This window comes from Winogradskyella marina, assembly GCF_015645385.1.
Lineage (GTDB): Bacteria > Bacteroidota > Bacteroidia > Flavobacteriales > Flavobacteriaceae > Winogradskyella > Winogradskyella marina.
Genome location: NZ_JADOET010000001.1, coordinates 521966 through 547967 on the forward strand (window position 1 = coordinate 521966; position 26002 = coordinate 547967).

Annotated in this window: 14 protein-coding genes; 5 read left to right on the plus strand and 9 right to left on the minus strand. The window is 35.1% G+C overall.

Going from position 1 to position 26002, the window contains the following annotated elements; all coding sequences use genetic code 11:
• Nucleotides 1-128 precede the first annotated feature (128 nt).
• The 9 genes from ITJ86_RS02235 to ITJ86_RS02275 all read right to left on the minus strand — a co-directional run bounded on the left by ITJ86_RS02235 (nucleotide 129) and on the right by ITJ86_RS02275 (nucleotide 15135).
• Nucleotides 129-1805: an alpha-amylase family glycosyl hydrolase gene (locus tag ITJ86_RS02235; protein ID WP_195869970.1), complete on the minus strand. Its 1677-nt coding sequence runs from the start codon at nucleotides 1803-1805 to the stop codon at nucleotides 129-131.
• 127 nt (nucleotides 1806-1932) lie between these two features.
• Nucleotides 1933-3828: an alpha-amylase family glycosyl hydrolase gene (locus ITJ86_RS02240; protein ID WP_195870168.1), complete on the minus strand. Its 1896-nt coding sequence runs from the start codon at nucleotides 3826-3828 to the stop codon at nucleotides 1933-1935.
• A gap of 61 nt (nucleotides 3829-3889) precedes the next feature.
• Complete coding sequence (locus tag ITJ86_RS02245) at nucleotides 3890-6319, minus strand: TIM-barrel domain-containing protein (protein WP_195869971.1); 2430 nt, start codon at nucleotides 6317-6319, stop codon at nucleotides 3890-3892.
• 123 nt (nucleotides 6320-6442) lie between these two features.
• A complete protein-coding gene (locus ITJ86_RS02250; RefSeq protein ID WP_195869972.1) occupies nucleotides 6443-7432 on the minus strand; it encodes an alpha/beta hydrolase in 990 nt (329 codons plus the stop codon).
• Between the two features lies 1 nt (nucleotide 7433).
• Entirely contained in the window at nucleotides 7434-9377 is a 1944-nt protein-coding gene (locus ITJ86_RS02255; protein ID WP_195869973.1) for a glycoside hydrolase family 13 protein, read from the minus strand.
• A 110-nt stretch (nucleotides 9378-9487) separates the two neighbouring features.
• Nucleotides 9488-11794, minus strand: coding sequence for a glycoside hydrolase family 65 protein (locus ITJ86_RS02260; RefSeq protein WP_195869974.1), 2307 nt, complete (start codon nucleotides 11792-11794; stop codon nucleotides 9488-9490).
• A gap of 148 nt (nucleotides 11795-11942) precedes the next feature.
• Entirely contained in the window at nucleotides 11943-12599 is a 657-nt protein-coding gene (gene pgmB, locus ITJ86_RS02265) for a beta-phosphoglucomutase (protein ID WP_195869975.1), read from the minus strand.
• A gap of 4 nt (nucleotides 12600-12603) precedes the next feature.
• Nucleotides 12604-13959 (minus strand): MFS transporter, encoded by a 1356-nt coding sequence (locus ITJ86_RS02270; protein ID WP_195869976.1) that lies wholly within the window; start codon nucleotides 13957-13959, stop codon nucleotides 12604-12606.
• Nucleotides 13960-14088: 129 nt separating this feature from the next.
• Entirely contained in the window at nucleotides 14089-15135 is a 1047-nt protein-coding gene (locus tag ITJ86_RS02275; RefSeq protein WP_195869977.1) for a LacI family DNA-binding transcriptional regulator, read from the minus strand.
• Between the two features lie 269 nt (nucleotides 15136-15404).
• Between ITJ86_RS02275 and ITJ86_RS02280 the strand changes: the two genes are divergently transcribed.
• The 5 genes from ITJ86_RS02280 to ITJ86_RS02300 all read left to right on the plus strand — a co-directional run bounded on the left by ITJ86_RS02280 (nucleotide 15405) and on the right by ITJ86_RS02300 (nucleotide 25863).
• Nucleotides 15405-18302, plus strand: a complete 2898-nt coding sequence (locus ITJ86_RS02280) for a SusC/RagA family TonB-linked outer membrane protein (protein WP_195869978.1) — start codon at nucleotides 15405-15407, stop codon at nucleotides 18300-18302.
• A 5-nt stretch (nucleotides 18303-18307) separates the two neighbouring features.
• Nucleotides 18308-19906, plus strand: a complete 1599-nt coding sequence (locus tag ITJ86_RS02285; protein ID WP_195869979.1) for a RagB/SusD family nutrient uptake outer membrane protein — start codon at nucleotides 18308-18310, stop codon at nucleotides 19904-19906.
• An 11-nt stretch (nucleotides 19907-19917) separates the two neighbouring features.
• Complete coding sequence (locus ITJ86_RS02290; protein WP_195869980.1) at nucleotides 19918-21096, plus strand: SusE domain-containing protein; 1179 nt, start codon at nucleotides 19918-19920, stop codon at nucleotides 21094-21096.
• An 11-nt stretch (nucleotides 21097-21107) separates the two neighbouring features.
• A complete protein-coding gene (locus ITJ86_RS02295; RefSeq protein WP_195869981.1) occupies nucleotides 21108-22904 on the plus strand; it encodes a SusE domain-containing protein in 1797 nt (598 codons plus the stop codon).
• A 64-nt stretch (nucleotides 22905-22968) separates the two neighbouring features.
• Nucleotides 22969-25863 carry an alpha-amylase family glycosyl hydrolase gene (locus tag ITJ86_RS02300; RefSeq protein ID WP_195869982.1) on the plus strand — a complete coding sequence of 965 codons (2895 nt, stop codon included), beginning with the start codon at nucleotides 22969-22971 and terminating at the stop codon, nucleotides 25861-25863.
• Nucleotides 25864-26002 lie beyond the last annotated feature (139 nt).

The following is a 26002-nucleotide window of genomic DNA, read 5'->3' on the forward strand; positions in this document are numbered from 1 at the left end:
ACTTGATGATTAACAAAATGAGAATATACTTTCATGATGATACCGAGCGTAGTTCATTAGGGTCTTCATTCAACTTTCGGTACCTGCGAGGTTTTCTAAACCTGCGAGACCAAAGGTCTGTAATTAATTTATTCTTTCTCCAATAATACAACTTCAAAATTGGAATTTATAGTTACAGTTCCATTTTCTACGGTTGCTGTTTCCCCTGAATACGTATCACGAAGCATTACTCTTTCTTGAAAAACGTTAGAGACATCAATTACTTTTTTACCTTTTTCAAGATCTAAACCTATAACAACTTTATCTTTAAAATCTTCGTTTTCGTAGCTTCTATAAAAGTAATACGGTTCTTCAGTTATCATTTGATGCGTTCCTGCACCAATTGAAGGATGCTTAGCTCTAAATTGACCTAATTTTTGCCAATGCGTCAACACTTCTTTTGTTCTTTTTCGTTTGGCTATAGAATCCCAATTCATAAATGAGCGTAAGGTGGCATCGCCTTCTGTACCTTCAATAACTAAAGATCTTGCAGATTCATCACCATAATACACTTGGGATGTTCCTGGTGATAACAATAATTTATTGGCAGTTTCAAATGGTTTTTTTCTTTGAGCATCAAAAGGTTGACCATCATCATGTGAACTTAGATAATTCACGGTTCCGAATCCTTTCAATTCATCATGTAGAATAGCATTGTAATGCGTAAATAAGTCTTCGTAACTTTTGTCTTTTGAATTGTATTTGAACTCAAAATTGATCAAACTTTGAAAACTTGGCGGATCAAAATAATTAACTTTTCTGTCTCCGAAATCAAACTCCTGACCTGTGCTTACTCCATAGTTGTAGACTTCACCAAGCAGATAGAAATTGTTATCATCTAAAACTAGTTCAGGATTATTCTTTTTGAATTCTGCAAAAGCATAATCACACTCAACTTTAAACTCTACCCAAACATTTTCTTCTGTATGTTTTACAGTATCCACGCGATAACCATCAACACCAAATTCTGTGATGTAATCCGTAAGCCATTTCATAATGTAAAAACGAGGTGCTCTAGGATGACCTGTACGCTTGAAAAATTCGTCGAGCTCTTTAACTTCTGTTTCGTAACGTCCTTCTGCTTTCCATTTTTCTACCAATTGTGGAGGTAAGTCAACATCGTCATTACTTTCTGTTCTAATGTCTGGAAGATTGGCCACTAAGGTACAACTAACTGTATTTTCATAATTATCATAAGTACATTGTTGGTCAGTACGAACCCATTCTTCTGGCCAAACAGGATCTTTTTCTGTTACTGGTCCTGTATGGTTAATAACCGCATCCAACACAATTCTAATACCTTTGGCATGAGCTTCTTTTACCAGCTCGTGTAAATCTTCTTTGGTTCCAAAATTTGGGTCGATGTTAGTCCAGTCTTTGGTCCAATAGCCATGAAACCCGTAACTTAAACCTGTACCTTCATCGGTTGCACCATGGATTTGCTCAACTATTGGTGTCATCCAGATAGCATTAATACCTAAATCTGTAAAATACCCTTCTTTTACTTTCTGTGTTATGCCTTTTATATCACCACCTTGAAACCCTCTTAATTTCCCAGGTTCTTTTGTTCGATTATAATTAACGTCATTTTCAGATTTGCCACTGTTGAATCTATCTGTTAGTAAAAAGTAGAGATTTGCACCTTCCCATATAAAAGGTGTTTCTATAGGCTGCGCTGTTTCTACAGCAGCAATTTTGTTTTCCGTGTCCTTATTTTTGCAGCTCAAAGTGATTAGGATTAGGGTTAATAAAATTAGTTTTTTCATGTGTTTTTATTATTACTTCTCGATACAAATTTGTTCATGCTTCACAAATTCACTCGAAGTGACGATTATTTATTATTTTATGACCTGCTAGGTTTATAAAATCTGCAAGGTCTTGAACTATTCAACTTTATTTTTCAATTTTTAAAATAAACGACTCCAATGGTTTGATATCAATTCTAACTTCAGCCTTACCATTTTCTACTTTTAAAGTGGACGAATATGATTTATACAATTGGTCTTTTACCTTGTATTCTCCATCTTCAAGTTTCAGTTTTTCGACTAAATCCTCTGGTAACTGCAACTCGAAACCATAGGTGTTTTCTGCATTGAAATTTGAAATAATTATCAGTTTTTCATCGTCACTCCAACGAACAAAAGACAATACCTTATCATTGTACCATTCCGTATGTTGATGATTATAATGCTGAATATCTTGATAGTCGCCCATTAATGCCGAACTATTAATCGTGAAATTTAAAAGGCGTTTGTAAAAATCACGAAGGTCTTTTTCTGCTTCTGTGGATTGACCACCGTCAAACTTTTTATCGTTTACCCAACGCACTTGACTTGGCACACTTCCGTAATCGAAAATTGACGTCCGCGTTGGATCTCCAAAACCTAAATCTTCTGCACCTGGCTCTCCGAATTCTTGTCCGAAATAAATCATGGTTGGTGCTGTTGATGATGTTGCCGAAACCACCATAGCAGGTTTTCCTTTAGCTGCACTTCCTGCAAAATCTGGACTCGCAATACGTTGTTCATCATGGTTCTCTAAAAAGTGAAGCATGTGATGTTCAATATCACCTAAATCAGCTAAAATTGGTGGAATGTTGTCTGTACTTCCATGACCTTGCATGACGTGTTTTAAGGTGTCATATAACTGTACTTTGTCATACAGATAGTCCATTTTTCCTCTTTTGATATAATCTCTATATAAACTCGGATTGTAAACCTCAGCTAATAAAAACGCCTCTGGATTTTCCATTTTCACATGCGAATTCATATAACTCCAAAACTCAACAGGTACCATTTCTGCCATATCATAACGGAACCCATCGACGCCTTTTTCGGTCCAGTACAAGGCAATATCTTTAAATTTCACCCAAGAGCTTGGAACGGTTTTATCTTTCCAAAACTCATAATGTTTCTTATAATCTTCGTTCTCAAAACCGTTTGGCAATTCATCAAAATCTTTTCTACCCTCTGGTGAAACACCATAATTCACTTTAACAGTTTCATACCAATCATTAATATCGGGTTGCGATGCTCTTGAACCATTTCCTGTCCATTTTGCTGGAATTTCTTCAAACTTACTATCTGCCATAGGGTGTTGTTCTCCTCCTAAAGGCTGATAACCATGTTTCCATTCAGGAACTACAAAAGCCTCTCCTGGATTGTAATAGAAATTATTATTAACGTCGTAGGTTTTTGTTTTATCATCTTCAGCTCCAAAATCTGACGTACCTTCAGGGTTGGTTAAACTTTGATAATTTCGGGCAACGTGATTTGGAACGATATCAATAATCACTTTTAATCCGGCTTTATGCGAACGCTCAATTAACGCTTCAAATTCTTGTAATCGATTCTCGACATTTACAGCTAAATCTGGATTTACGTTATAATAATCCTTAACCGCGTATGGTGAACCAGCCCGACCTTTTACGATGTCTGGATCATCGTTTGAAATCCCAAATTCGGTATAATCTGTAATGACATCGTGATGTGGCACTCCTGTATACCAAATATGCGTCACACCTAAATCCTTGATTTCGTTTAAGGCTTTATCCGTAAAATCGTTAAATTTTCCAACTCCATTTTCTTCCAGAGTTCCCCAAGGTTTATTAGTGGTATTCGTATTTCCGAATAAACGTGTAAAGACTTGATAAACGACTTCCTTTTTCTTCATGTTTTGTTTTATTTCTTCACTTCGAATGTGCTCAGTGACCGTTTCATTCGATTCGTTTTTGCAAGATAATATAGTAAATGTTACTAATGCAATTATGAGTATTTTATAGTTTTTCATTTTTTTATAAATATGAGATTTCTCGTCGTTCATGCTTCACTCTGTCGAAATGACAACAACATTATCTTTTTAGTTTGATTTTGATTTTTGAATTTTCACTTGGATTACGTTCTATAGCAATTTTCAGTAATTTTGAATCTTCATCCCATACAAATTGACGACTTGGACCAACAATCACACTTTTGGGTTTTTCATTGAGTCCATGGATTAGCAAATAAAACACTCGACCTTTTGTTTCAAGATTTTCACCTATAGTATCGTTGATATGAAATTCTAAATGTCTTCCTTTCTTTGTCATATCAAATGAAAGCAATTCATAATTTTCATTTTGAATTGGATTTGAAGACATCCCATTGTCGGTATAAATTTGAGCTGAACTTGTTGTTATAGAATCATCATAGTAATAATGTACATGGTAATGCGTGTCCTTATAATTAACGAAGGTTTGGACCAACTCTGCTTCCGGAATAAAAGCACCTGCTCTCACATACGTTGGAATTGAATTTTCTTTTAATTGAACCGTTTTAGTTTGTCCGCCTTCAATTCGTTCATGCGTGTATAAATCGAACCACACATTATCCTTTGGAAAATAAACCTCTTGTTCTGTTATACCTGCTTCTAAAACTGGTGACACCAAAATGTCATTTCCCCATAAATAGGTTTTTGAATACGTAAACAATTCAGGATTATCAGATTCCTCAAAAAACAATGGTCGCATTAAAGGTTTTCCAAATTGGTTATTTTCATAAACCAAATTGTAATTATAGGGCAATAATTTGTAACGTAATTCAATAGCTTCTTTAGCTAACGCTTTTGCTTTTTCGCTTCTAAAAATAGGTTCACTTGGTACATCTTCTTGTGCGTGTGGCCTAAATATTGGGTTAAAAACACCGTATTGTAACCAGCGTACATAGAGTTCATCATCGAGATTATCTCCTGCGAATCCTCCTAAATCAGAATGCATATATGCTAAACCTTGCATGCCCATTTGTAGGGCAATTTCAGGTTGACTTTGTAAGCCTCCCCAAGTTCTGTTAACATCGCCAGACCAAGGAATCATGCCGTAACGTTGTGAACCAGAACAACCTGCTCGCATTAAAATGAAGGGTCTTGTATTTGGAAAATCGCGTTCATAACCTTCATAGACTAATCTTGCCCAATCGTGACCGTAAGTATTATGGACTTCATTGGCCGAACCTGTGTGATGCTGTACCCAATTTGGATGTACTTCCGGCTCTCCTAAATCTCCCCAAAATCCTGCAACGCCTTTGTTAGCTAATCCTTTGTAGATGTCCCAAAACCATTTTTCGCCTTCCGGTTTGTAAATATCTATGAGTCCGGTGTTGCCAAAATAGAAATCGTATTTGGCTGGATTTCCAATAGAGTCCTTAGCTAATACGTCTTTTTCTACAGCTTCATCCCATTTTTTAGACGTTGTTAAAACAAAAGGTTCGGTAATAGTGATGGTTTTTACACCTTTAGTATTGAGACGTTCTACCATGCCTTCAAAATCTGGAAAAGAATCTCTAAAGACTTCCAAATTTCCCATGGTGCCTTTTAGGTCTTTTCCAAACCAATATAAATCGAGAATAATCGCATCAACAGGAATGTCTTCGTCTTTGAATTTATCAATCGTCATTTCTACTTCTTCTTGAGAATGATACCCAAAACGACTTGAAAAATTACCCAAAGCCCAACGTGGTAACATGGGTTGTTTTCCTGTTAAATCGGTGTAATTATCCATCATATCCATCCAAGAATCACCAACAATCACTTGATAGGTTTTTCTTCCTGACACTGTTTCATAGGTTAAAGTATTATCGCCTTTGCTGTCTAAGTCCAAGTAGCCGATTGGTGCATTATCAAAATGAATCATGTATTTATGAGACGACAAGACTATTGGCATCGTATAATTCATTAATTCACTATGCGTTTCGTAACCGTAATGAGCTCTGTTGTACAATGGCAAACGGTTTCCTCTTCGATTCATACCCAAAGCTCTGGCTCCTCCTCCATACAGTATTTCGTCTTTAGTGACATTGAATTCTATTTTTTCGGTGGAATCAGCTACAATGTTGCCATTTACCATTTCCATGGGTTGGTGTTCACTTTTATAATAGCCTCGTTTTTCGGATGTGATGAGTTGGTCTTTGTAGTAGTAGGCTATTTGGAATGGGCTTTTGGTGATTTTAACTTTTAAGTCATCGGTACGAATCGTAGCAGATTGTTCATCTTCATCTAACAATGAATATTCAATATTAGATTCTAAAACTACGGCATGAGAATTAGAGTTTTCAACTTCATTTTTTGGAATAAAGGTTGTTTCTATGATTTCAGAAGAATAACGTGAAATTATATATTTACCGTCATTTACGTTTATTTCAAAATGGGTATTTTTATCTTCAATACTTTTAAAAATACGCTCTACATTTTGAGCCGTTATTGAAACCGTGAATAATAGACTTATGATTAAGAAAATATTTTTTTTCATATTTAGTTTTTATACCTACAAGGCTTTTGATTCCGATAGCTATCGGAACTTGCAGGATTGTTTTAATTGGGGCATTTAGACCTGCTAGGTTTAAAAAACCTGCAAGGTCTGCTTTATTAGATTTTACTTTCCTAATAAAAATGTTAAGGGCTGATCTAAGCGTTTATTCCATGAATTTTCAGAATGATCTGTACCTTCAAAAAATAAGTTTTTAGAATCAGAATTTGTATAACCTTTTGCTTTTAAAATCGCATCAACTCTTGGTGCATATTGCGGATAGTGTTCATCTAAGGTTTTATTGCCGTAATCGAAATACAATTTATGCGAACCAGCTTCTGGTAAATTGGTTTCCATATACTTAAAAATCGCATCAGGCAAAGGGTTATTTTCTCTTGGTCCTGCACCGACCCAATGTGTTGACAAACACGCTGCACCTCCAAACACATCTGGATATTCACTTATAGCATACATAGACATTAAACCGCCCATACTAGAACCCATTATAAAGGTATTTTCCTTGTCTTTAGCCACGGCATAAGATTTATCAATAACAGGTTTTAATTCTTCAACGATAAACTTCAAATAATTATCACCATTAAAATTTGAATCCACGTCGGCATTAATAGCTTCTTTTAATAAGTTTTCTTGGACGGATTCATCTAACATTTTAAAGGCCTTTTCAGGAAACAAATCTTGCCAACGAATTTTTGGAATGTTATGAATGCCAACAACTATAAAATCTTCAACTTTTTCTTCTGCCATTAATTTTGAAGCCCATTCATCCACTTTCCACTCTTGTTTGTTCCAAGTGGTTAATGAATCGAATAAATTCTGACCATCGTGCATATAGAGTACAGCATATTTTTTAGTTTCAACATAGCTTTCTGGAATCCAAATATCTACTGCTCTAGATTGAATATATTTTGAAGGAAAACTATCGACACGCAAAATATCCCCTTTAAAAAGGGTTGCACTTTTTAGGTGTATAAAATTTGGTGTTGGTGCGGTTGCTACAATTTCGGATTCTGTGTTAGTAATCTCAATTGTTTTTGTATCATCCTTGCATGATACTACAAATAAACAACACAGTAAAAATGATATTACAATTCTCATCCTAATTAATTTTTGTTGTTAAAATCACACTTCCTTTTTCATCTAATGTAATACTCGAATTCCAAATTAGTGTTTCATCAGAAATGATATTTTTTAACGTTTTTCCATTTAACTCTAATTCTTCAAACCGCTCTAAATCTAGTTCAAGAGGGTTTTCGTTTTTATTGATGATGTGAACAACGGTTTCATTTCCTCCTATCCTTGCTAATATATAAATACCATCTTGGGGTGCAAAGTGAATAGTTTTACCAGCGTGAATGGCTTTACTATTCTTTCTGTAATTCAACAATTTTTTAAGATAAGACTGCATGTCTTTTTGATCTGCAGTTAAACCTTCTCCTGTAAATGTATTTACAGTATCTCCTTGCCAACCACCTGGAAAATCGGTTCGGATTAATCCATGATCTCCAGGATTGTCAAAATCATCCATCAAGATTTCTGTGCCGTAATATATTTGTGGAATTCTTGGTAGCATCAGTAAATAACTTAAAGCCATTTTGGTGTTTGTAACATCACCATTAAATTCTGTAAACACACGACTCTTATCATGGTTATCTAAAAATGCCATAATACCTTTTGGCGATGTGTATGCGAAATCATTGGCTAAACCTTCGTACATTTTTACGAGGCCTTGGTCCCACGATTCTTCTTCATTTAGTGCATCAACGATATGCTTTTGCATGGCAAAATCCATAGTTGATTTTAAATTAGAATCGTAACCATCTTTATTTTTTTTACCGTCTTGCCAATAGCCAATGAGCAACGGGTTATAACTCCACTCTTCTCCTACTATAGAAAAATTAGGGTATTCATTCATAATCGCACCTGCCCAATTGCTCATAAATGCTTTATCAGGATATGGATATGTATCTTGACGAATACCTCCTAAACCTAAGGTTTCTACCCACCAAATACTATTTTGAATAATATAGTTGGCCATAAATGGGTTACGCTGATTTAAATCTGGCATACTAGACACAAACCAGCCATCTGCCATTTCTTTATTATCTATTTTAGACGTGTAAGGATCTTGGTTTGTAGTCCGTCTATGGTTTGATGTTTTAGTCACCTTCCAATCCCAATTATCTATATTTTCTTCATAATTCTCTTGGTCGTTAACCCAATCATTAAACGGTAAATCTTCCATCCACCAATGGTACAAACCACAATGATTAGCTACTTGATCCATGATGAGTTTCATGTTGCGAGACCTTAAATCATCAGCTAATTCTTTATATTCATCTATCGTCCCAAATCGAGGATCCACTTTATAAAAATCGGTCATGGCGTAACCATGATACGAACCGCTTGGCATATCATTAATTAAAACAGGACATGGCCAAACCGTTGTAAAGCCCAAGTCTTCTATATAATCTAGATTTTCAATGATGCCTTGTATATCTCCACCATGACGCGCGTAATCGTCTGTTCTATCAATGCCTTGTTGCAATAAGCCTTCTACCTCATCATTATCAGGATTGGCATTTGCAAAACGATCTGGTGTAATAAGGTAAATAGCATCTGAACTATCGAAACCAATATAGTCTTCTGCAGATTTTTCTCTTGACTTTAACTCGTAAGTTTGAAGTAACTCTGAACCGTCTTCTAGCTGAAATGTAATATTAAATTGTCCTGCTTTTGCTGTTTCAGAAATTACGACATCTAAAAAGAGATAATTAGGACTGTCTGCTTGATGCGATTTTTTTAAGCTAACTCCTGCGTATGAAATTTTTGCTGTCGCTTTCCCAATATTAGGATGCTTTACTAGTAATTGTACGTCTTGATTTTTGAAACCAATCCACCAATTTGGTGGCTCTACTTTTTCAATATCATTTCTGATTTCTGTAATAGTTTCAGGAACTATTTTCTCTACTAAAGTGGTTTCTTTACATGAAAACACACTGACAACCATTAGAATTAAAAAGATTTGTTTTAGTGTTTTCATCGTGCTTTTAATAGTTTTTTTTAGACCTAGTAGGTTTTAGAAACCTGCTCGGTCTTTTTTTTGAAAAACCTGTCAGGTTTTAAAAACCTGACAAGAAAATCTATATTCAATTAAACGGTAATCAAATCAGTAGGACTAATCATAACCGATTTACCATTTACTAAAATCTCTAAATCTTTATCGCCTTCTAATTCAAATCGCGTTTCATTTTGGTTGACACTCACTTTAATAATCTGATGTCTAAAGTTCACTTTAAATGAATAGCCTTCCCATTGTTCAGGAATTTTAGGTTCAAAAGATAAGGTGTCGTTTTTAACACGCATACCACCAAAACCTTCCACAATACTCATCCAAGTTCCAGCCATAGAAGTAATATGTAAACCTTCGTGCACTTCGTGATTATAGTCATCTAAATCTAAACGTGATGTTCTTAAGTAAAAGGTATAAGCCTGATCCATTCGGTCTAACTTAGCTGCTTGAATACTGTGTACACAAGGCGACAACGAACTTTCGTGAACTGTAAAAGGTTCGTAAAAATCGAAATGGCGCTCTAATTCTTCGTTTGTAAATTGATCTTCGAAGAAATACATGCCTTGCAATAAATCGGCTTGCTTAATATATGGTGAACGTAAGATTCTATCCCAAGACCATTTTTGATTAATTGGGCGTTGCAACTTGTCTAAATCTTCAACCGTAATTAATTCCTTATCTAAAAATCCATCTTGTTGAAGATATACATTATGCGCTTCAGAATATGGGAAATACATATTATCAGCTACCTCTTTCCAAAGTACTAATTCATCGTCTGTAATTTTTGTTTTACCAGAAATTCTTGCAAAATCATCACTATGTCCTTCTTTTACTTTTTCTATGGTTTCCAACGTGTAGTTAATACACCATTTAGCAATATAGTTAGTGTACCAATTATTGTTGATGTTGTTTTCGTATTCATTTGGCCCTGTAACACCTAAAATAACATACTTATTTTGTTGGGTTGAAAAGTTAGCTCTTTGATGCCAAAAACGTGCAATACCAATTAAAACTTCGAGACCCATTTCTGGAATGTAACTAAAGTCGCCTGTATATCTGTAATAATTAAAAATAGCAAAGGCAATAGCTCCATTTCTATGGATTTCCTCAAAAGTAATTTCCCATTCGTTATGGCATTCTTCACCATTCATGGTTACCATAGGATACAATGCAGCTCCATTTGTAAAACCTAATTTTTCGGCATTTTCAATGGCTTTTTGTAAGTGATTATGTCTGTAAGCTAATAGCTTTCTAGCGACACTCTGATCTTTGGTGGCCATATAAAACGGAATACAATAGGCTTCTGTATCCCAATATGTACTTCCTCCGTATTTTTCACCCGTAAATCCTTTTGGACCAATATTTAATGTTTCATCGGTTCCTAAATAGGTTTGATTAAGGTGAAAAATATTAAAGCGGATACCTTGTTGTGCTTTTACATCACCTTCAATAGTGATATCTGCCATGTCCCAAATTTGAGCCCAAGCCTGCTTCTGATCTTCTAAAAGCTGAGTGAATCCAGCTGTTGTTGCTGTGTGTAATGCTGTTTTTGCTGCTGCAACTAATTTATTTTTATCATGAGATCGGTCTACTGTATAACCACCAAACTTATGTATTGTAAATGTTTCATTTTGTTTGATAGACTGCTTGTAAGTAAAACTGATTTTACTATCCGTTTTAACAGCTTCTGGTTGCAACTCTAATTTTTTATCATTCACAAAACACTCCGATTGCATAAACGTACAGGTATGAAAATTAGTTTTCATGGTTTGTGCCTCTATGAATGCCTGATTGTTTTCTACTGTTACGTTTGAAATATTCCAAAACGCATCATCCCAATTAGAGTCTTCATTGGTAATACCAGCATCAATATATGGTGTAATGACAAGGTCTGCATTAGAATTTAGAGGTGTAACCGAATATTCTATGGCTCCAACTTCATCTAAATCTAAGCTCAAAAAACGTTTGGTTTCCACTTGTAATTCCACATCGTGTTGAAGTGTTATTTTAAAACTTCTAGACAGCCAACCTTCTTTCATGTTCAACTCTCTTCTAAAGTTTTCTACTTTTTTACTTGCGAATAAATCGAGAGTTTCATTGTTAATTTTTATATCGATGCCAATCCAACTTGGTGCATTTAATACTTTCGCAAAATATTCTGGATAGCCATTTTTCCACCAACCTACTCTGGTTTTATCTGGATAGTATACTCCAGCGATATAGCTACCTTGAAAGGTTGGTCCTGAATACTGTTCTTCAAAATTTGCACGTTGTCCCATGGCACCATTTCCGATGCTGAACAAACTTTCTGAAGCTTTAACCTGATTGGGGTCGAAACCTTCTTCTAAAATTGACCAATTGTTTGGGATGATGTAATCTAGGTTCATATATTTTTAGATGTTAGAAAATAGAATAAAGACCACTACGTTGTTAGACCTAAGTGTCTTTCTATTAATCTTATTATTTTTTATAATTTAATTTCAAACAGTCTAATATCTAAGACATTTCGACTGCGCTCAATGTGACAAATTGTTTCTAATTATTAATTAAAGATTTTATAAAATCGTCTGAGATTTCTGTAAAATCATTGAATACGTAGTTTGCATGTCCTAATACGTCTTTGCTTCCGATTCCTATAGAAATCATATGAGCCGTATTAGCTGCAGTTACTCCAGCTACTGAATCTTCAAAAACAATACAGTCTTCTGGTTTTATGTTAATTTGGTCAGCCGCTATTAAAAACACTTCTGGGTCTGGTTTTGCTTTTGAGACATCATTACCATCTACAATCGCATGGAAATTAGATTTTAGATTAACACGTTCTAAAATGGTTCTCGCATTTTTACTTGCAGAACCTAAGCTAATTGGCTGATCTAATGCTTCCAACAGGTTTAAAACTCTTGGCACGTCTGGCAAGATTTCACTCTCATCCATTTCTGCGATATAGCTTAAATACTCTTCGTTTTTATCGCCCATGAGTTTATCAAAAAGATCTTGGCTAATGGTTTTATTTCCCCAAGCCAATATTTTTTCTAATGAACGAACGCGGCTAACGCCTTTGAGTTGTTCGTTTTCTTCTTCGGTAAAATTGATATCTAAACTTTTAGCAAGCTGTTGCCATGCTAAAAAGTGATATTTTGCGGTATCTACAATGACACCATCGAGATCGAATATGAATCCTTTTTTGTTCATTTTTTTAATTTTGGATGACGTCGTCAACGTCTTTTACTTTTGATACTAATGCTGCAGCAATTAAGAAACTAACACCACTCATTACTAAAGCATAAATGGCTTGATCACTATACGCATACTTTACTAACGGTCCACCAATTAGTGCATTAATTATTTGAGGAATTACTATGAAAAAGTTGAAAATTCCCATGTAAACTCCCATCTTTCTTGGTGTAATGGAACCAGCTAAAATAGCATAAGGCATAGCTAAAATACTTGCCCATGCAATACCAATACCTATCATAGAAACGATAAGCCAGTTTTCATTTGGCATGATGTAAATAGAAAGCAATCCAAGTCCACCGATAATTAATGAGATAGAATGGGTACGTTTTCGTCCTATTTTTTTAGCGATATAAGGTAATGCAAAAGCATAAAATGCTGACACTAAATTATAAACACCAAATAGGATACCAACCCAATCACCTGCGTCTTGGTATGTAGAACTACTACTATCTGTATGCGGTAAGCCGTAGATATGTTGTGCGATCGCTGGAGTCGCAAAAACCCACATACCAAAAAGTCCAAACCAAGAAAAGAATTGCACCCAACTTAATTGGCGCATTGTTGCTGGCATTTTTTTAAAGTCTTCGAAAATATCTAAAAGGCTTGATTTTTCGACTTCTAAAGACGAAGAGTCATTGTTTTCTTGATGATCTTCAAAACTATCTAATTCCTCAGGTGAGTACTCTTTTGTGGTGGCAACGGTTACTAAAATTGAAATAACTAAAATAACGGCTCCAATAATAAAAGATAGAATCAAATTCATTGGAACAACACCTGCAACGGTTTCATTTGAAACACCAAACCAATTGGTTAATGCATAAGGTAACCACGAGCCAATTACAGCACCAAAACCTATTAATGCCGTTTGTATACTAAATCCTGCGGTACGCTGATCTGTTCTTAAGTTGTCGCCAACTAAAGCACGAAAAGGTTCCATAGCAATATTAAAAGAGGCATCCATTATCATTAGCATTCCTGCTCCAACCCAAAGTGCTGGTAAAAATGCAATAAACATATCTGCCTGTGGCATAAGCACTAAACCTATTGATGCTAAAATTGCACCAACTAAGAAATAAGGTTTTCTTCGACCTAACTTCCCCCAAGTTTTATCACTATAGTAACCAACAATTGGTTGAACAATTAAACCCATCAAGGGTGCAATAATCCAAAACCATGAAAGTTCGTGAACATCTGCTCCAAAAATTTGAAGAATTCTACTTGCGTTGGCATTTTGAAGGGCGAAACCCATCTGTATTCCCAGAAATCCAAAACTCATGTTCCAGATTTGCCAGAAACTCATTCTACGCTTTTCCATTAAATAGTATATTAGAGTTAATACTATTCTGACAAGCTTAGCTTATCAAAACTTATGTGAGAAGTGAAAATATAAGTTTTGAATATGGCGTAAAGATATAAAAGATTTTAAAACGACAATAATATTTTTTTATTTAGTGGATTCTCGCTCAACTAAATCGGTGGCAATAACCACAGTATGAAATTCTTCGTCTGCAGGATTAACTTCGCTCTCTAATTTGTCTATTAATAGTTGCGCTGCTTTCTCCCCCATTTGTTGTGCATGCTGGCTAACCGTAGTTAGGCTTGGTGTTGCATGCTTTGACAAAACTCCATCTGTGAAGCCAATGACCTGTACATCATTAGGCACATTTAACCCTAATTTCCTAGCGACTTTCATAGCTGTTAAGGCGTACAACTCGTTCACTGCAAATACACCATCAATTTTTTTATTCGCTTTAAAAAGCTGTTCTATTTCAGCTTCTAACGCGTCTAAATGAACCTCATAATCTACGGTATCATCTATTTTTAGTATTAGTTTAGACTCTGCTAAAATGTTATTTTCATTTAGTGCTTCAAGATACCCTTGAGTTCTTAATTTACCAACACTCACATAGTCTGGTGTACTTATTAAAGCAATGGATTTACATTTATTTTCAATTAATTTTTCAACGGCATTTTTTGCCCCATTAAAGTCATCTACGATAACTTTATCGCATTTAATTTCCGAAACTACTCTATCAAACATAACAACGGGCATCCCTTGACTCATCGTTTCATTAAAATGATGGTAATCTTGTTGTTGCAGTGTTTCTTTAGACATAGATAATATAAATCCATCTATACTACCATTAGCAAGCATTTCCATATTAATCACCTCTTTAGAAAAGGACTCGTTAGAGAGACCAATAATAACATTATACCCTCTTTTATTAGCTACCAACTCTGCACCTCGTATCACTTCTGAGAAAAAGTGATGAACAATTTCTGGTATAATAATACCAATAGTATTCGTTCGTCGGTTTTTTAGACTTAATGCAATATTATTAGGCCTATAGTTATAGAGTTTTGCAAAAGCTTGGATTTTTTGTTTTGTATCATCACTAATTTCAGCACTATTTCGCAATGCTTTAGATACTGTAGAAATAGATACATCGAGTTCTCTAGCAATTTGTTTTAAGGTAATTTTTCTCTTCATAATTGATGCAAATATGGAACGAATATAAGTGAATATTTAGATTCAAAATTTAGGACTTCATAATTTTCTCTCATATTTATTGAAAAAAGCACAGATTTTCATAATTATACTGATAATTCTACCAATAATTAAAAAGTTCTTAACACGAAAACGTTTGCGTGACTTTCGTCATGTAAATATAACGTTAAATCAAGTTAATTTTACATAGATTTAACCCGAGAAGTGAAAATATAAATCAAATAACTAAGCAATTAACTTAAATAATTTGTATGAAAACAATTTTAAATGCTTTACTATTCTGTCTCATTATTTTGCCAACGACCTTGATGGCACAATCTACCGTTACTGGTACTGTTACAGACAAAGCAAACGCCATGCCTTTACCTGGTGTAAATGTTATTATTAAAGGGACTGCCAGAGGAACCGCTACAGATTTCGATGGCAAATATTCATTAGAAGTAAATCAAGGTGAAATTATTGTTTACTCTTATGTTGGTTATACACCACAAGAAATTGAGTTTACCGGTCAATCTAATATAGATGTTGCCATAGAGGAAGATGCTTCTCAATTAGAGGAAGTTATCCTTATTGGTTATGGTACAACCACTAAAAAAGATGCGACAGGTTCTGTGGACGCCGTAACATCGAAAGATTTTACACGTGGAAACATTGTAACACCTGAGAACTTATTAAGTGGTCGTGTTGCCGGTGTAACCGTTAATACAAGTGGTGCTCCAGGATCTGGATCAGAAATTAAAATTAGAGGTGGTTCTTCAATAAATGCATCTAATAATCCGTTAATAGTAATTGATGGATTGCCTATTACAAATGATAACGTAGGAGGTTCTAGAGGTGTTTTAGCAAGTATTAATCCTAACGACATTGATTCTTTTACCGTTTTAAAAGATGCTTCAGCAACTGCTATTTACGGTTCAAGAGCCTCTAATGGTGTCATTATTATTGTCACTAAAAAAGGTCGATCGGAATTCAGTGTAGATTATGATGTACAATACACCTTAGGAGATATTGACGAGCAAATTGAAGTATTTTCTGCAGATGAATTTAGAGCACAAGTAATCGCTCAAAATTTACCAAATAATTTCATCTCTCAATTAGGAGATGCCAACACGGATTGGCAAGATGAAATTTTCAGAAAAACAGTTTCAGTAAATCACAATGTTACTGTAAGAGGTTCATTATTTAATGCTATACCAGCACGTTTCTCTTTTGGAGTTACAGAGCAAGAAGGTGCAATATTAACGTCTGAATTTGATAGACGAAACTTGTCGTTATCATTAAATCCAACATTTTTTGATAATCACCTTAAAGTGAACTTAAACACAAACCTATCTTACGAGGATAATAGATTTGGTGATTCCGGACAAATTGGAGCTGCATTGAGGTACGACCCAACACAACCGGTTTATGATCCTTCATCACCTTTCGGAGGTTTTTACCAACACAGAAATGGTAATACACTTTTATTAGGAGGTTCAAATCCTGTAGCAGCATTGTTACAAACTAATAACATTGGAGATTCTGAACGTTTCTATGGTAATATTAATTTTGACTATAAATTCCATTTCTTACCAGAGATGAAATTTGTATTAAACTTAGGGTATGATAAAACTGAAGGTGTTTCTCGTAACAACTCTATATATGCAACAAATGATCCTATTAAAGGCAATAGATCATTTAGTTTCCAAGAAAGAACTAACCAATCTTTAGATGGTTTCTTAAATTATAATAAGAAGTTTGGTACTATTAATACTGATTTAACTGCAGGTTATTCTTACCAAAGATTTACTAATGAAGGTCATTTCACAGGAAACCAAAGAGATCCAAATAGTTTTGGTGATACGTTTGCAGATCCAGACATTGTGTTAATCGGATTTTTTGGAAGAGCGAATCTTACGGTTGCCGAAAAATACTTAATGACACTAACGTACAGAAGAGATGGAACATCGCGATTTAGTGAAGACAACAGATGGGGAGATTTCTACGCTGGTGCTTTTGCATGGAAGTTAAGCGATGAAGATTTCCTTAAAGATTCTAAAACAATATCGAACTTAAAATTAAGAGTTGGTTATGGTATTACAGGTCAGCAAGAGATTGGTGAACGCGATTTATTTTTAAGTCGTTACCAAGCCGGTTCAAATAATTCTCAATATCAATTTGGAAATGGTGTTGTATCGTCTTTAATTCCTTCAGAAATTAATCCTGATTTAAAGTGGGAAGAGACAAAAACCTTAGAAGTCGGTATTGACTATGGCTTATTCGATGAGTATGTTACTGGTAGTTTAAACGTTTTCCAGAAAGATTCAGAAGACTTATTATTTAACGCACCTGTACCAGATGGTAGTAACTTCTCTAACAGTATTGTTCAAAATATTGGAAACCTTAGAATTCAAGGTTTGGAATTTACACTTAATACAGATGTGATAAGAAAAGAAGATTTTAACTTAAATTTCAACTTCAATGCTACACTTCTAGACCGAGAAATCACAGAATTAGCCTTTGGCCAAGATGTTACAACTGGAGGTATTGCAGGTGGAACAGGAAACTTTATTCAATTATTTAGAGAAGGTGAATCACCAAACTCTTTCTACGTGTTTAAACAATTAAGAGATACACAGGGCAATTATATTGAAGGTGCTTACGTAGATTTAAATGGAGATAACATCATAAATGATGAAGATCGTTACCTTAAAGAAAACCCAGATGCAGATGTTATCTTTGGATTTCAAACGAATTTAGAATACAAAGGTTTTGATTTTTCATTTAACTTAAGAGCTAACATCGGAAACTACGTTTATAACAATGTAAATTCTGCTCGTGCACAATTTGATTTATTACGTAGTGATGCTGTATTAGGAAATATTCCAACATCCGTTTTAGATACTAATTTTCAAACCACATCTGATGTCATCCTTTCTGATGTTTATATTGAAAATGCATCATTCTTAAAAATGGATAACATTACGTTAGGATATACATTTAAAGACTTATCAAAATTTATAAAATCAGTAAGACTTTGGGGAGGTATTCAAAATGTATTTACTATTACAGAATACAGTGGTTTAGACCCAGAAGTATTTAACGGAATTGATAATACAATTTACCCTAGACCAAGAAACATATTAATTGGTGCTAATTTTAAATTTTAACAACTATGAAAAGAATAATTAAAAACATTAGTGTCATTGCTGTATTAATGGTGTTTACATTGACGTCTTGTACCGACGACTTAAATATTACACCAAATGACGACGACACATTATTAGGTGCTGATCTTTACGAAGATGAAGCGGCTTACGAACGTGTAATTGCTGGTGTATACGCAAACCTTGCCTTAACGGGAACTTTTGGTCCAGAATCTTCTAACATTGAAGGTATTGATGCTGGTACTAGTCAGTTTGGACGTGTATTATTATATCTGCAAACATTAACAGCAGACCAAATGATTTGGTCTTACGAAAACGATCCAGGAACTAGAGAGCTTCAACGTAATATTTGGACCGCTCAAAATCCTATGATTTTAGGAATGTACAGTAGAACACATTTAACGATTTCACTTGCCAATAACTTTTTAAGAGAAACAACAGCAGATAAATTAGACGCTAGAAGTGTCTCAGAAAGTGTACGTGCAGATATCGTAGAATACCGTGCAGAAGCGAGATTATTAAGAGCATTATCTTACTATTATATGATGGATCTCTTCGGAAAAGCTAACTTTGGAACAGAAGCAGATGCCATAAACACGGTTTTACCTGTTGTAGAACGCGCTGAGCTTTTTCAATTTATTGAGAGTGAATTATTAGATATCGAATCTGATTTAGTAGATGCTGGTCAGAACCAATACGGTAGAGCAGATAAAGGTGTGGCTTACATGATTCTTGCTAAAATATATCTAAATGCTGAAGTTTATACAGGTACACCAAGATATTCAGATTGTTTAAATTACTGCCAACAATTATTAAATTCTGGTTATGTATTAGCTTCAGAATACAAAAATAATTTTCAAGCTGATAACAACCTAAATTCTGCAAACGGAGAAATTATTTTCCCTATTATTTCAGATGGTGTAACAATTCAAAACTACGGTCCTACAACTGTTATGATTAATGGTTCAGTTGGAAGCCTTGAAGTTAATGGTGCCGAAGTTGGTGTATCAGAAGCTGCTTGGGGAGGAGCTATTAGAGTTAGAAAAGAATTTGCGCAACTATGGGAAGGTGGAGATTTTATCGATGATGACAGAAACACAATCATTTCTGCTGATAGACCTATTGGTATAACAGATATATCTGACCAAAGTCAAGGTTACATTATTCAAAAATATTCAAATTTAAGCTCTGATGGTGTTCCTGGTGCAGACCAAACATTTGTCGATACCGATTTTCCTTTATTTAGATTAGCTGATGTACATTTAATGTATGCCGAAGCACATCTTAGAGGTGGCGGCGGAACAATCTCTGAAGCGGTTAACTTAGTTAACGATTTAAGAGCTCGTGCTAATAATCCTAATACCATTTCTGCAGGAGAATTAACGCTACCATTTATATTAGATGAAAGATCTAGAGAATTACATTGGGAAGCACACAGAAGACAAGATTTAATTCGTTTCGGATTATTTACTGGTGGAAATTATAATTGGGCATGGAAAGGAAACGGTAGTAATGGTATTGCTATACCGTCACATTTAAACCTTTTTCCAATACCAAATTTAAGTATGTCTTCTAATCCTAACCTTACTCAAAACCCTGGATACTAAAAAATAAAGCAATGAAAAACATATTAAAATTTAAAGTTGTACTATTAACGGTGTTTACACTCGGATTCCTTGTGAATTCTTGTGAAGATGACACTTCAGTATTTACAGCTACAGAAACGGAAGCCATCACACTTGCCGAGCTTCCTATTACAGTGATAGAATTAGATGATACAAATCCTGGCAATCCTGCAATAACATTTAATTGGAATGAAGCAGATTACGGACAACAAGCATCAGAAAATTATGCTGTCATTTTTGCGACTGATGATGCATTTACAAACCCTGTGGTCGCTACGACTATTACCGGATCTACATCGGCAACCCTATCGGTTAACGAATTAAATTCTTCGGCTAGTGCTGCAGGTTTACCACCTTTTATGTTTAATACTTTGTATGCTAAGGTAGAAAGTTCAATAGGAACTCAAAATGGACTTCCTGTGAGTTCAAATATTATTAGTTTTCAAATTCAACCGTTCTACAACTATACCTTAAAAGATTTTTATATCGTTGGAAATGCTTTAGATATAGACGGTAACGGTGTTTGGGAAGACCCAGATTGGAACAATAACAGTAATAACCCACCACTATTTAGGAATGCAATTAACACTAATTTATATACTTACACTGGATATTTCGGTACCGGAAGTGGAGGTTTTGACCAGGGGCGTTTTAAAATTTTAGAAGAGCGAGGACAATGGCAACCACAATGGGGAGTTACGGATAATGAAGGTAGCGACACTAAACAAGAGTCTGGAAGTATTGCAGGAAACCCAACGACACAAGATGGTGATCCGGGACGATTTGGAGTAGAGACCGATGGTTATTATACGTTTACCATTAATTTCTCTATGCCAACTGATGCACCTCATTATACGTTTTCAAGCTTTGACGTGAGTGGTGCAACAGATTATACAAGCATAGCTATAGAAGGAGATGCTTTATCTGGAGAAAATGTAGAAATGACACAATCTAACGCAGATCCACATATTTGGAATATAACTAACGTCAACCTTCAGACCGGCGATTTACAATTTGTAACCAATACAGGATCTACTTGGGGAGGAGACACTTCGTTCTCTGGTGTTGCGACTGACGGAGGCGGATCAATTCCTGTCATCGTTCAAGATGATTATGAGGTTTGGTTTAACGACTTAACTGGAGATTATATATTAATCCCACTTAACTTATAAAAAATAACACTATGAAAATCAATAAAATTAGTGCGCTTATATTAAGTCTATTCTTAGTTTTTGTGGCGTGCGAAACAGAAGAAAGTATTGATATTACTACGCCAGATGCTTCATTTAAACTCTTGGAGCCAGCGATATCTAATATTAATTTAAATTATAACCTTCCAGATAATGAAGCATTCACCATTGTGTGGAATGACCAATTAAATTCTGGAGAAAGTTATATGGTTGAATTATCACCAGATGTGTTATTTGAAAACCCAACGGTTATTGGATCGTCTTCTACAGATCGATTTACAATGACAGTTGCTGAGTTTAACAATACGCTGTTAGATGCTGGAGCAGATGCTTTTGAGCCATTCACTGTTTTTATGAGAGTAACTTCAGGATCTAACATAACTAATAGTGTAAGCTTTAGTGTGTCGTCGTATTCAGAAGCTATTCCTGTAATTACGAGTCCTGATAATACCTTTGAACTTGTTTTACTTGAAACATCACCAAATGATGACGCTATTGCAGTATCTTGGGAAGACCCAGACTTTGGAGAAAACACCACAGTATCTGTAAATTATGAAATTCAATTTGCGCAAGCTGGAACTGATTTTACCAGTGCAATAACTGAAGGTACAGAAGGAATGACTTATACAAGTACTCACGAAGCCTTTAATGAAACTGCACTTAGCGCAGGTCTTACAGCTGAAGAAGTTGGTAGTTTAGATATTAGAATTAAAGCTACAATTGAAATGCCAGGTGGAAATATGGAACGTTTTTCTGAGCCTATTACCATAAGCGTTACTCCGTTTAATGTAGAACTAGCACCAGTATTATATGTTGTTGGTGCAGGTGCCGTAGATGCAGGATGGGACTGGGCAACACCAGTAGAATTACCTTTACAAGGTACTACGTACTCTGGTAACATTAACTTAACTAACGATGCCTTTAGATTCTTTACAGTAGCTGCAGATTGGGATTCAGGTTTAAACTACCCTTATTATGAAGCCGTTGGTTATACTATTGACGCTAACTTAGTAAACGCATTAGATGGAGATAGTAATTTCCAATTTACAGGCACACCAGGCGAATATTTTATAGAAGTAGATACCGCAGCTAAAACAATAACATTAGGCCCTGCAGTTGTTGGACCAAACTGTAACTATGATCAATTATGGTTAGTTGGTGCTGGTGTCCCTGATGCTGGTTGGGCATGGGACACACCTGTTGCTTTACCTTGTACTGGAAATGGTACCTACTCAGGAAATGTAACATTTACAAACGATTCATTTAGATTCTTCAACGTCAATGGAGATTGGGACTCAGGTTCTAACTACCCAACGTATGAAGATCAAGGATACACCATTGATAGTAACTTTAGTAATGCTATGGATGGTGATCTAAATTTCTCTTTTGATGGTACTCCTGGAACGTATTTCTTAACCGTAGATGATATCAACAAGACCATTACATTAGAACCTGAACAATTACTATGCGAATACGAACAACTTTGGTTGGTCGGCGCTGGTATTGTTGGTACCGGATGGGACTGGGCAAACCCAGTAGCTTTAACATGTACAGGTGTAGGAATCTATTCTGGAGAAGTAGAGTTTACTAATGATGCCTTTAGGTTTTTTACCGTAAATGCTGATTGGGACTCAGGTTCTAACTATCCAACCTATGAAGATCAAGGATACACCATTGATAGTAACTTTAGTAATGCTATGGATGGTGATTTCAATTTCTCTTTTGATGGCACACCTGGTACTTATACACTTACTGTAGATACAGTTAATTTAACAATCACATTGAATTAAATTATTTTAATAATCTTAAAAAGCTATGTTTAAAACATAGCTTTTTTTTTAAAACCTCATAACTATGAAAAAAACTTTATCCACCCTTTTTATAGTCTTTTCATTCTTTGCTTATGCACAAGTTAGTCTTAGTGTTAGTGCAATAGAAGTTGACCAACCAGTTACTATAACAATTGATGCCAACAGTACAGACAGTAATTGTAATGGCCTAAATAACCCGACAAAAGTATATATGCATTCAGGAATTGGGAACAATTCTGATGCCTTTGGATATGGTGTTGTTGGTAATTGGGGATTTGATGATGGAGTTGGCGAAATGACCAATAATGGTGATGGCACGTTTAGTATTACTATTACTCCACAAACGTATTATGGCATTACCCAAGCACAAGCTGATACCGCTTCACAGATAGGTATGGTTTTTAGAAATGAAGATGGCTCCCAAGAATTAAAAGATGATGGTTGTGAAGATTTTATTTTTCCAGTAGGAAAAGTGATTATCAACATCACGCAACCAACTAATGAAATTGTAGTTTTAAATTCTGGCAATGATTTATCTTTAAGTGCAACAATTACATTTCAAGGATCTACAACGGTTCAGGGCAGTTTCGAAATATTTTATAATAATGTTTCTGTAGCTACAGGTAATTGTGGATTTCCTGCATGTAATGCAACACTTACTAATGTTACAGAAAGTGGTACGGTAAAATTTGTAGGTACACCTCCTGGCTCTACGGAGACTGGAGAAGCAAGTTTTGATGTTATTGTTGTGCCAGCAGTAGTAGAACAAGCATTACCAGCAAATATGATAGATGGTATTAACTATCATACAGATCCAAGTAAAGCCACTTTAGTCTTAACAGCACCTGGCAAAGAATTTATTCAAGTTGCTGGTAGTTGGAACAACTATTCACCGTCTGCTTCTGACGTAATGAAACGTGATCCTTCAACAGGAAAATATTGGTTAGAGCTATCAGGTTTAACACCTGGAGCCATTGAAACTTACCAATATTGGGTTTTTGACACCAATCCTGTTGCCAATTCACCGTCTATAGTTAAAGTAGCTGACCCCTATTCATCCTTAGTTTTATCACCTTTTGATGACGCTTATATTCCTGCTTCAACATATCCAAATATGCCAGCTTATCCAGCAGGACAAGAACGTGAGGTTACGGTTTTACAAACAGGTCAAACTCCATACGACTGGCAAGTCACTGATTTCGAAAAACCAGTTGAAGAAGACTTAGTTATTTATGAAGTGTTAATTAGAGATTTTGATGCAGACCGAAACTTTCAAGATATCATTGATAAAATTGATTACTTCAAAAACTTAAATATAAACGCTATTGAGTTAATGCCTATTATGGAATTTGAAGGCAATGAAAGTTGGGGTTATAATACCGCATTTCATATGGCAATTGATAAATTTTATGGCACACCAGAAAAATTTAAAGAACTTGTAGACATTTGTCATCAAAATGGTATTGCTGTTATTTTAGATATTGCTTTTAATCATGCCTACGGACGAAATCCTATGGTGAGAATGTGGATGGACGATCCAGATGGAGATGGTTGGGGAGGCCCTTCTTCAGACAACCCATACTTTAATGCATTTCCTATGCACTCATATAGTGTTGGTAACGATTTTAATCACAGTTCAGATTACACAAGAGATTATGTAAAACAAGTGGTTAGTTATTGGATTGAAGAATATAACATTGATGGATTTCGTTGGGATTTAACCAAAGGGTTTACACAAAATTGTGGAAATGGAACACTTAGTGGTGACGAAGGATGTACTGGCGGTTACCAACAAGATCGTGTGGATGTTTTAAAAGAATATGCCGATCACTCATGGTCAGTAGACCCAGATCATTATGTAATTTTTGAACATTTAGGATCCGATAACGAAGAAAAAGAATGGGCAAATTACCGTTTAGATGAAGGTAAAGGAATTATGATGTGGGGCATAATGAACTCACCGTATGGAGAATTGACCATGGGAGAAGATGGTAATAAAAACATTGACAGAATGGGGCATAAAGCGCATGGTGGTTTCAATGGGCCAAGAGTTGTTGGTTATGCCGAGAGTCATGATGAAGAGCGTTTAATGTACAAGAATATAGCTTTAGGAAATACAAGTAATGGAAGTCATAATGTACAAGATTTAAATACGGCATTGTCTAGAATGTCGGCTTTAGGAGCTGTTTCTGTAATGGTTCCAGGACCAAAAATGATTTGGCATTTTGGGGAGCTAGGTATGGAAAACTCTATTTTCACTTGCCCTGATGGAAGTATTGAAAACGATGGTTGTAAACTCGCAACGAAACCACAGCCACAATGGGACAATGAATGGCTAACTGATGCCCTCAGAGGTCAAATTTACGAGGACTGGTCTAAACTTCATAAACTTAAAATTGAAGAACCGGTTTTTAAAGGTGATTACACAATCACTTCAGGAAATTTAACTCCTCGAATTGATATATTTGATAATTCAATGCCATCTTCAGAATTGAAAAATGTGATTATACTTGCCAATTTTGATGTCGTTACACGAAGTATCGATACCTATTTCCCAGCTGGTGTTACAACGACATGGTATGATCTTATGGATGCTACAGGAAACACAACAGTGAGTAATTCAACCTCAGCAATTACAATACCTGCAGGTCAGTTTAGAATATTAGGTAACACATCATCAGAGGTGCTAAGTGTTAAAGACGAAACCATGTTAGGTTTTAGTATTTATCCTAATCCGTCACAATCGGCATTAAGTATAAATGTTAATGTTTCAAATGTTGAAATTTACGACTTAACAGGAAAATTAGTTAAGTCTTTTAAAGGCGCTTTTACAAGAACTGATGCTTTTGATATTTCATCTTTAAATTCTGGAATTTATATGGTGAAAGTTCAAAATGATACTAATCAAACTTTAACATCTAAGTTGGTGAAGCTATAGTAATCAACTGAATACATAAATACTTAAATAAATAAAGGAGCTCAATTGAGCTCCTTTATTTGTAAAACAATAATTGATAGGTTCTGTTTTATGGGTAATTGTTTAACAGATCTTAAAACAGGAACGTTCTAATTTTTAG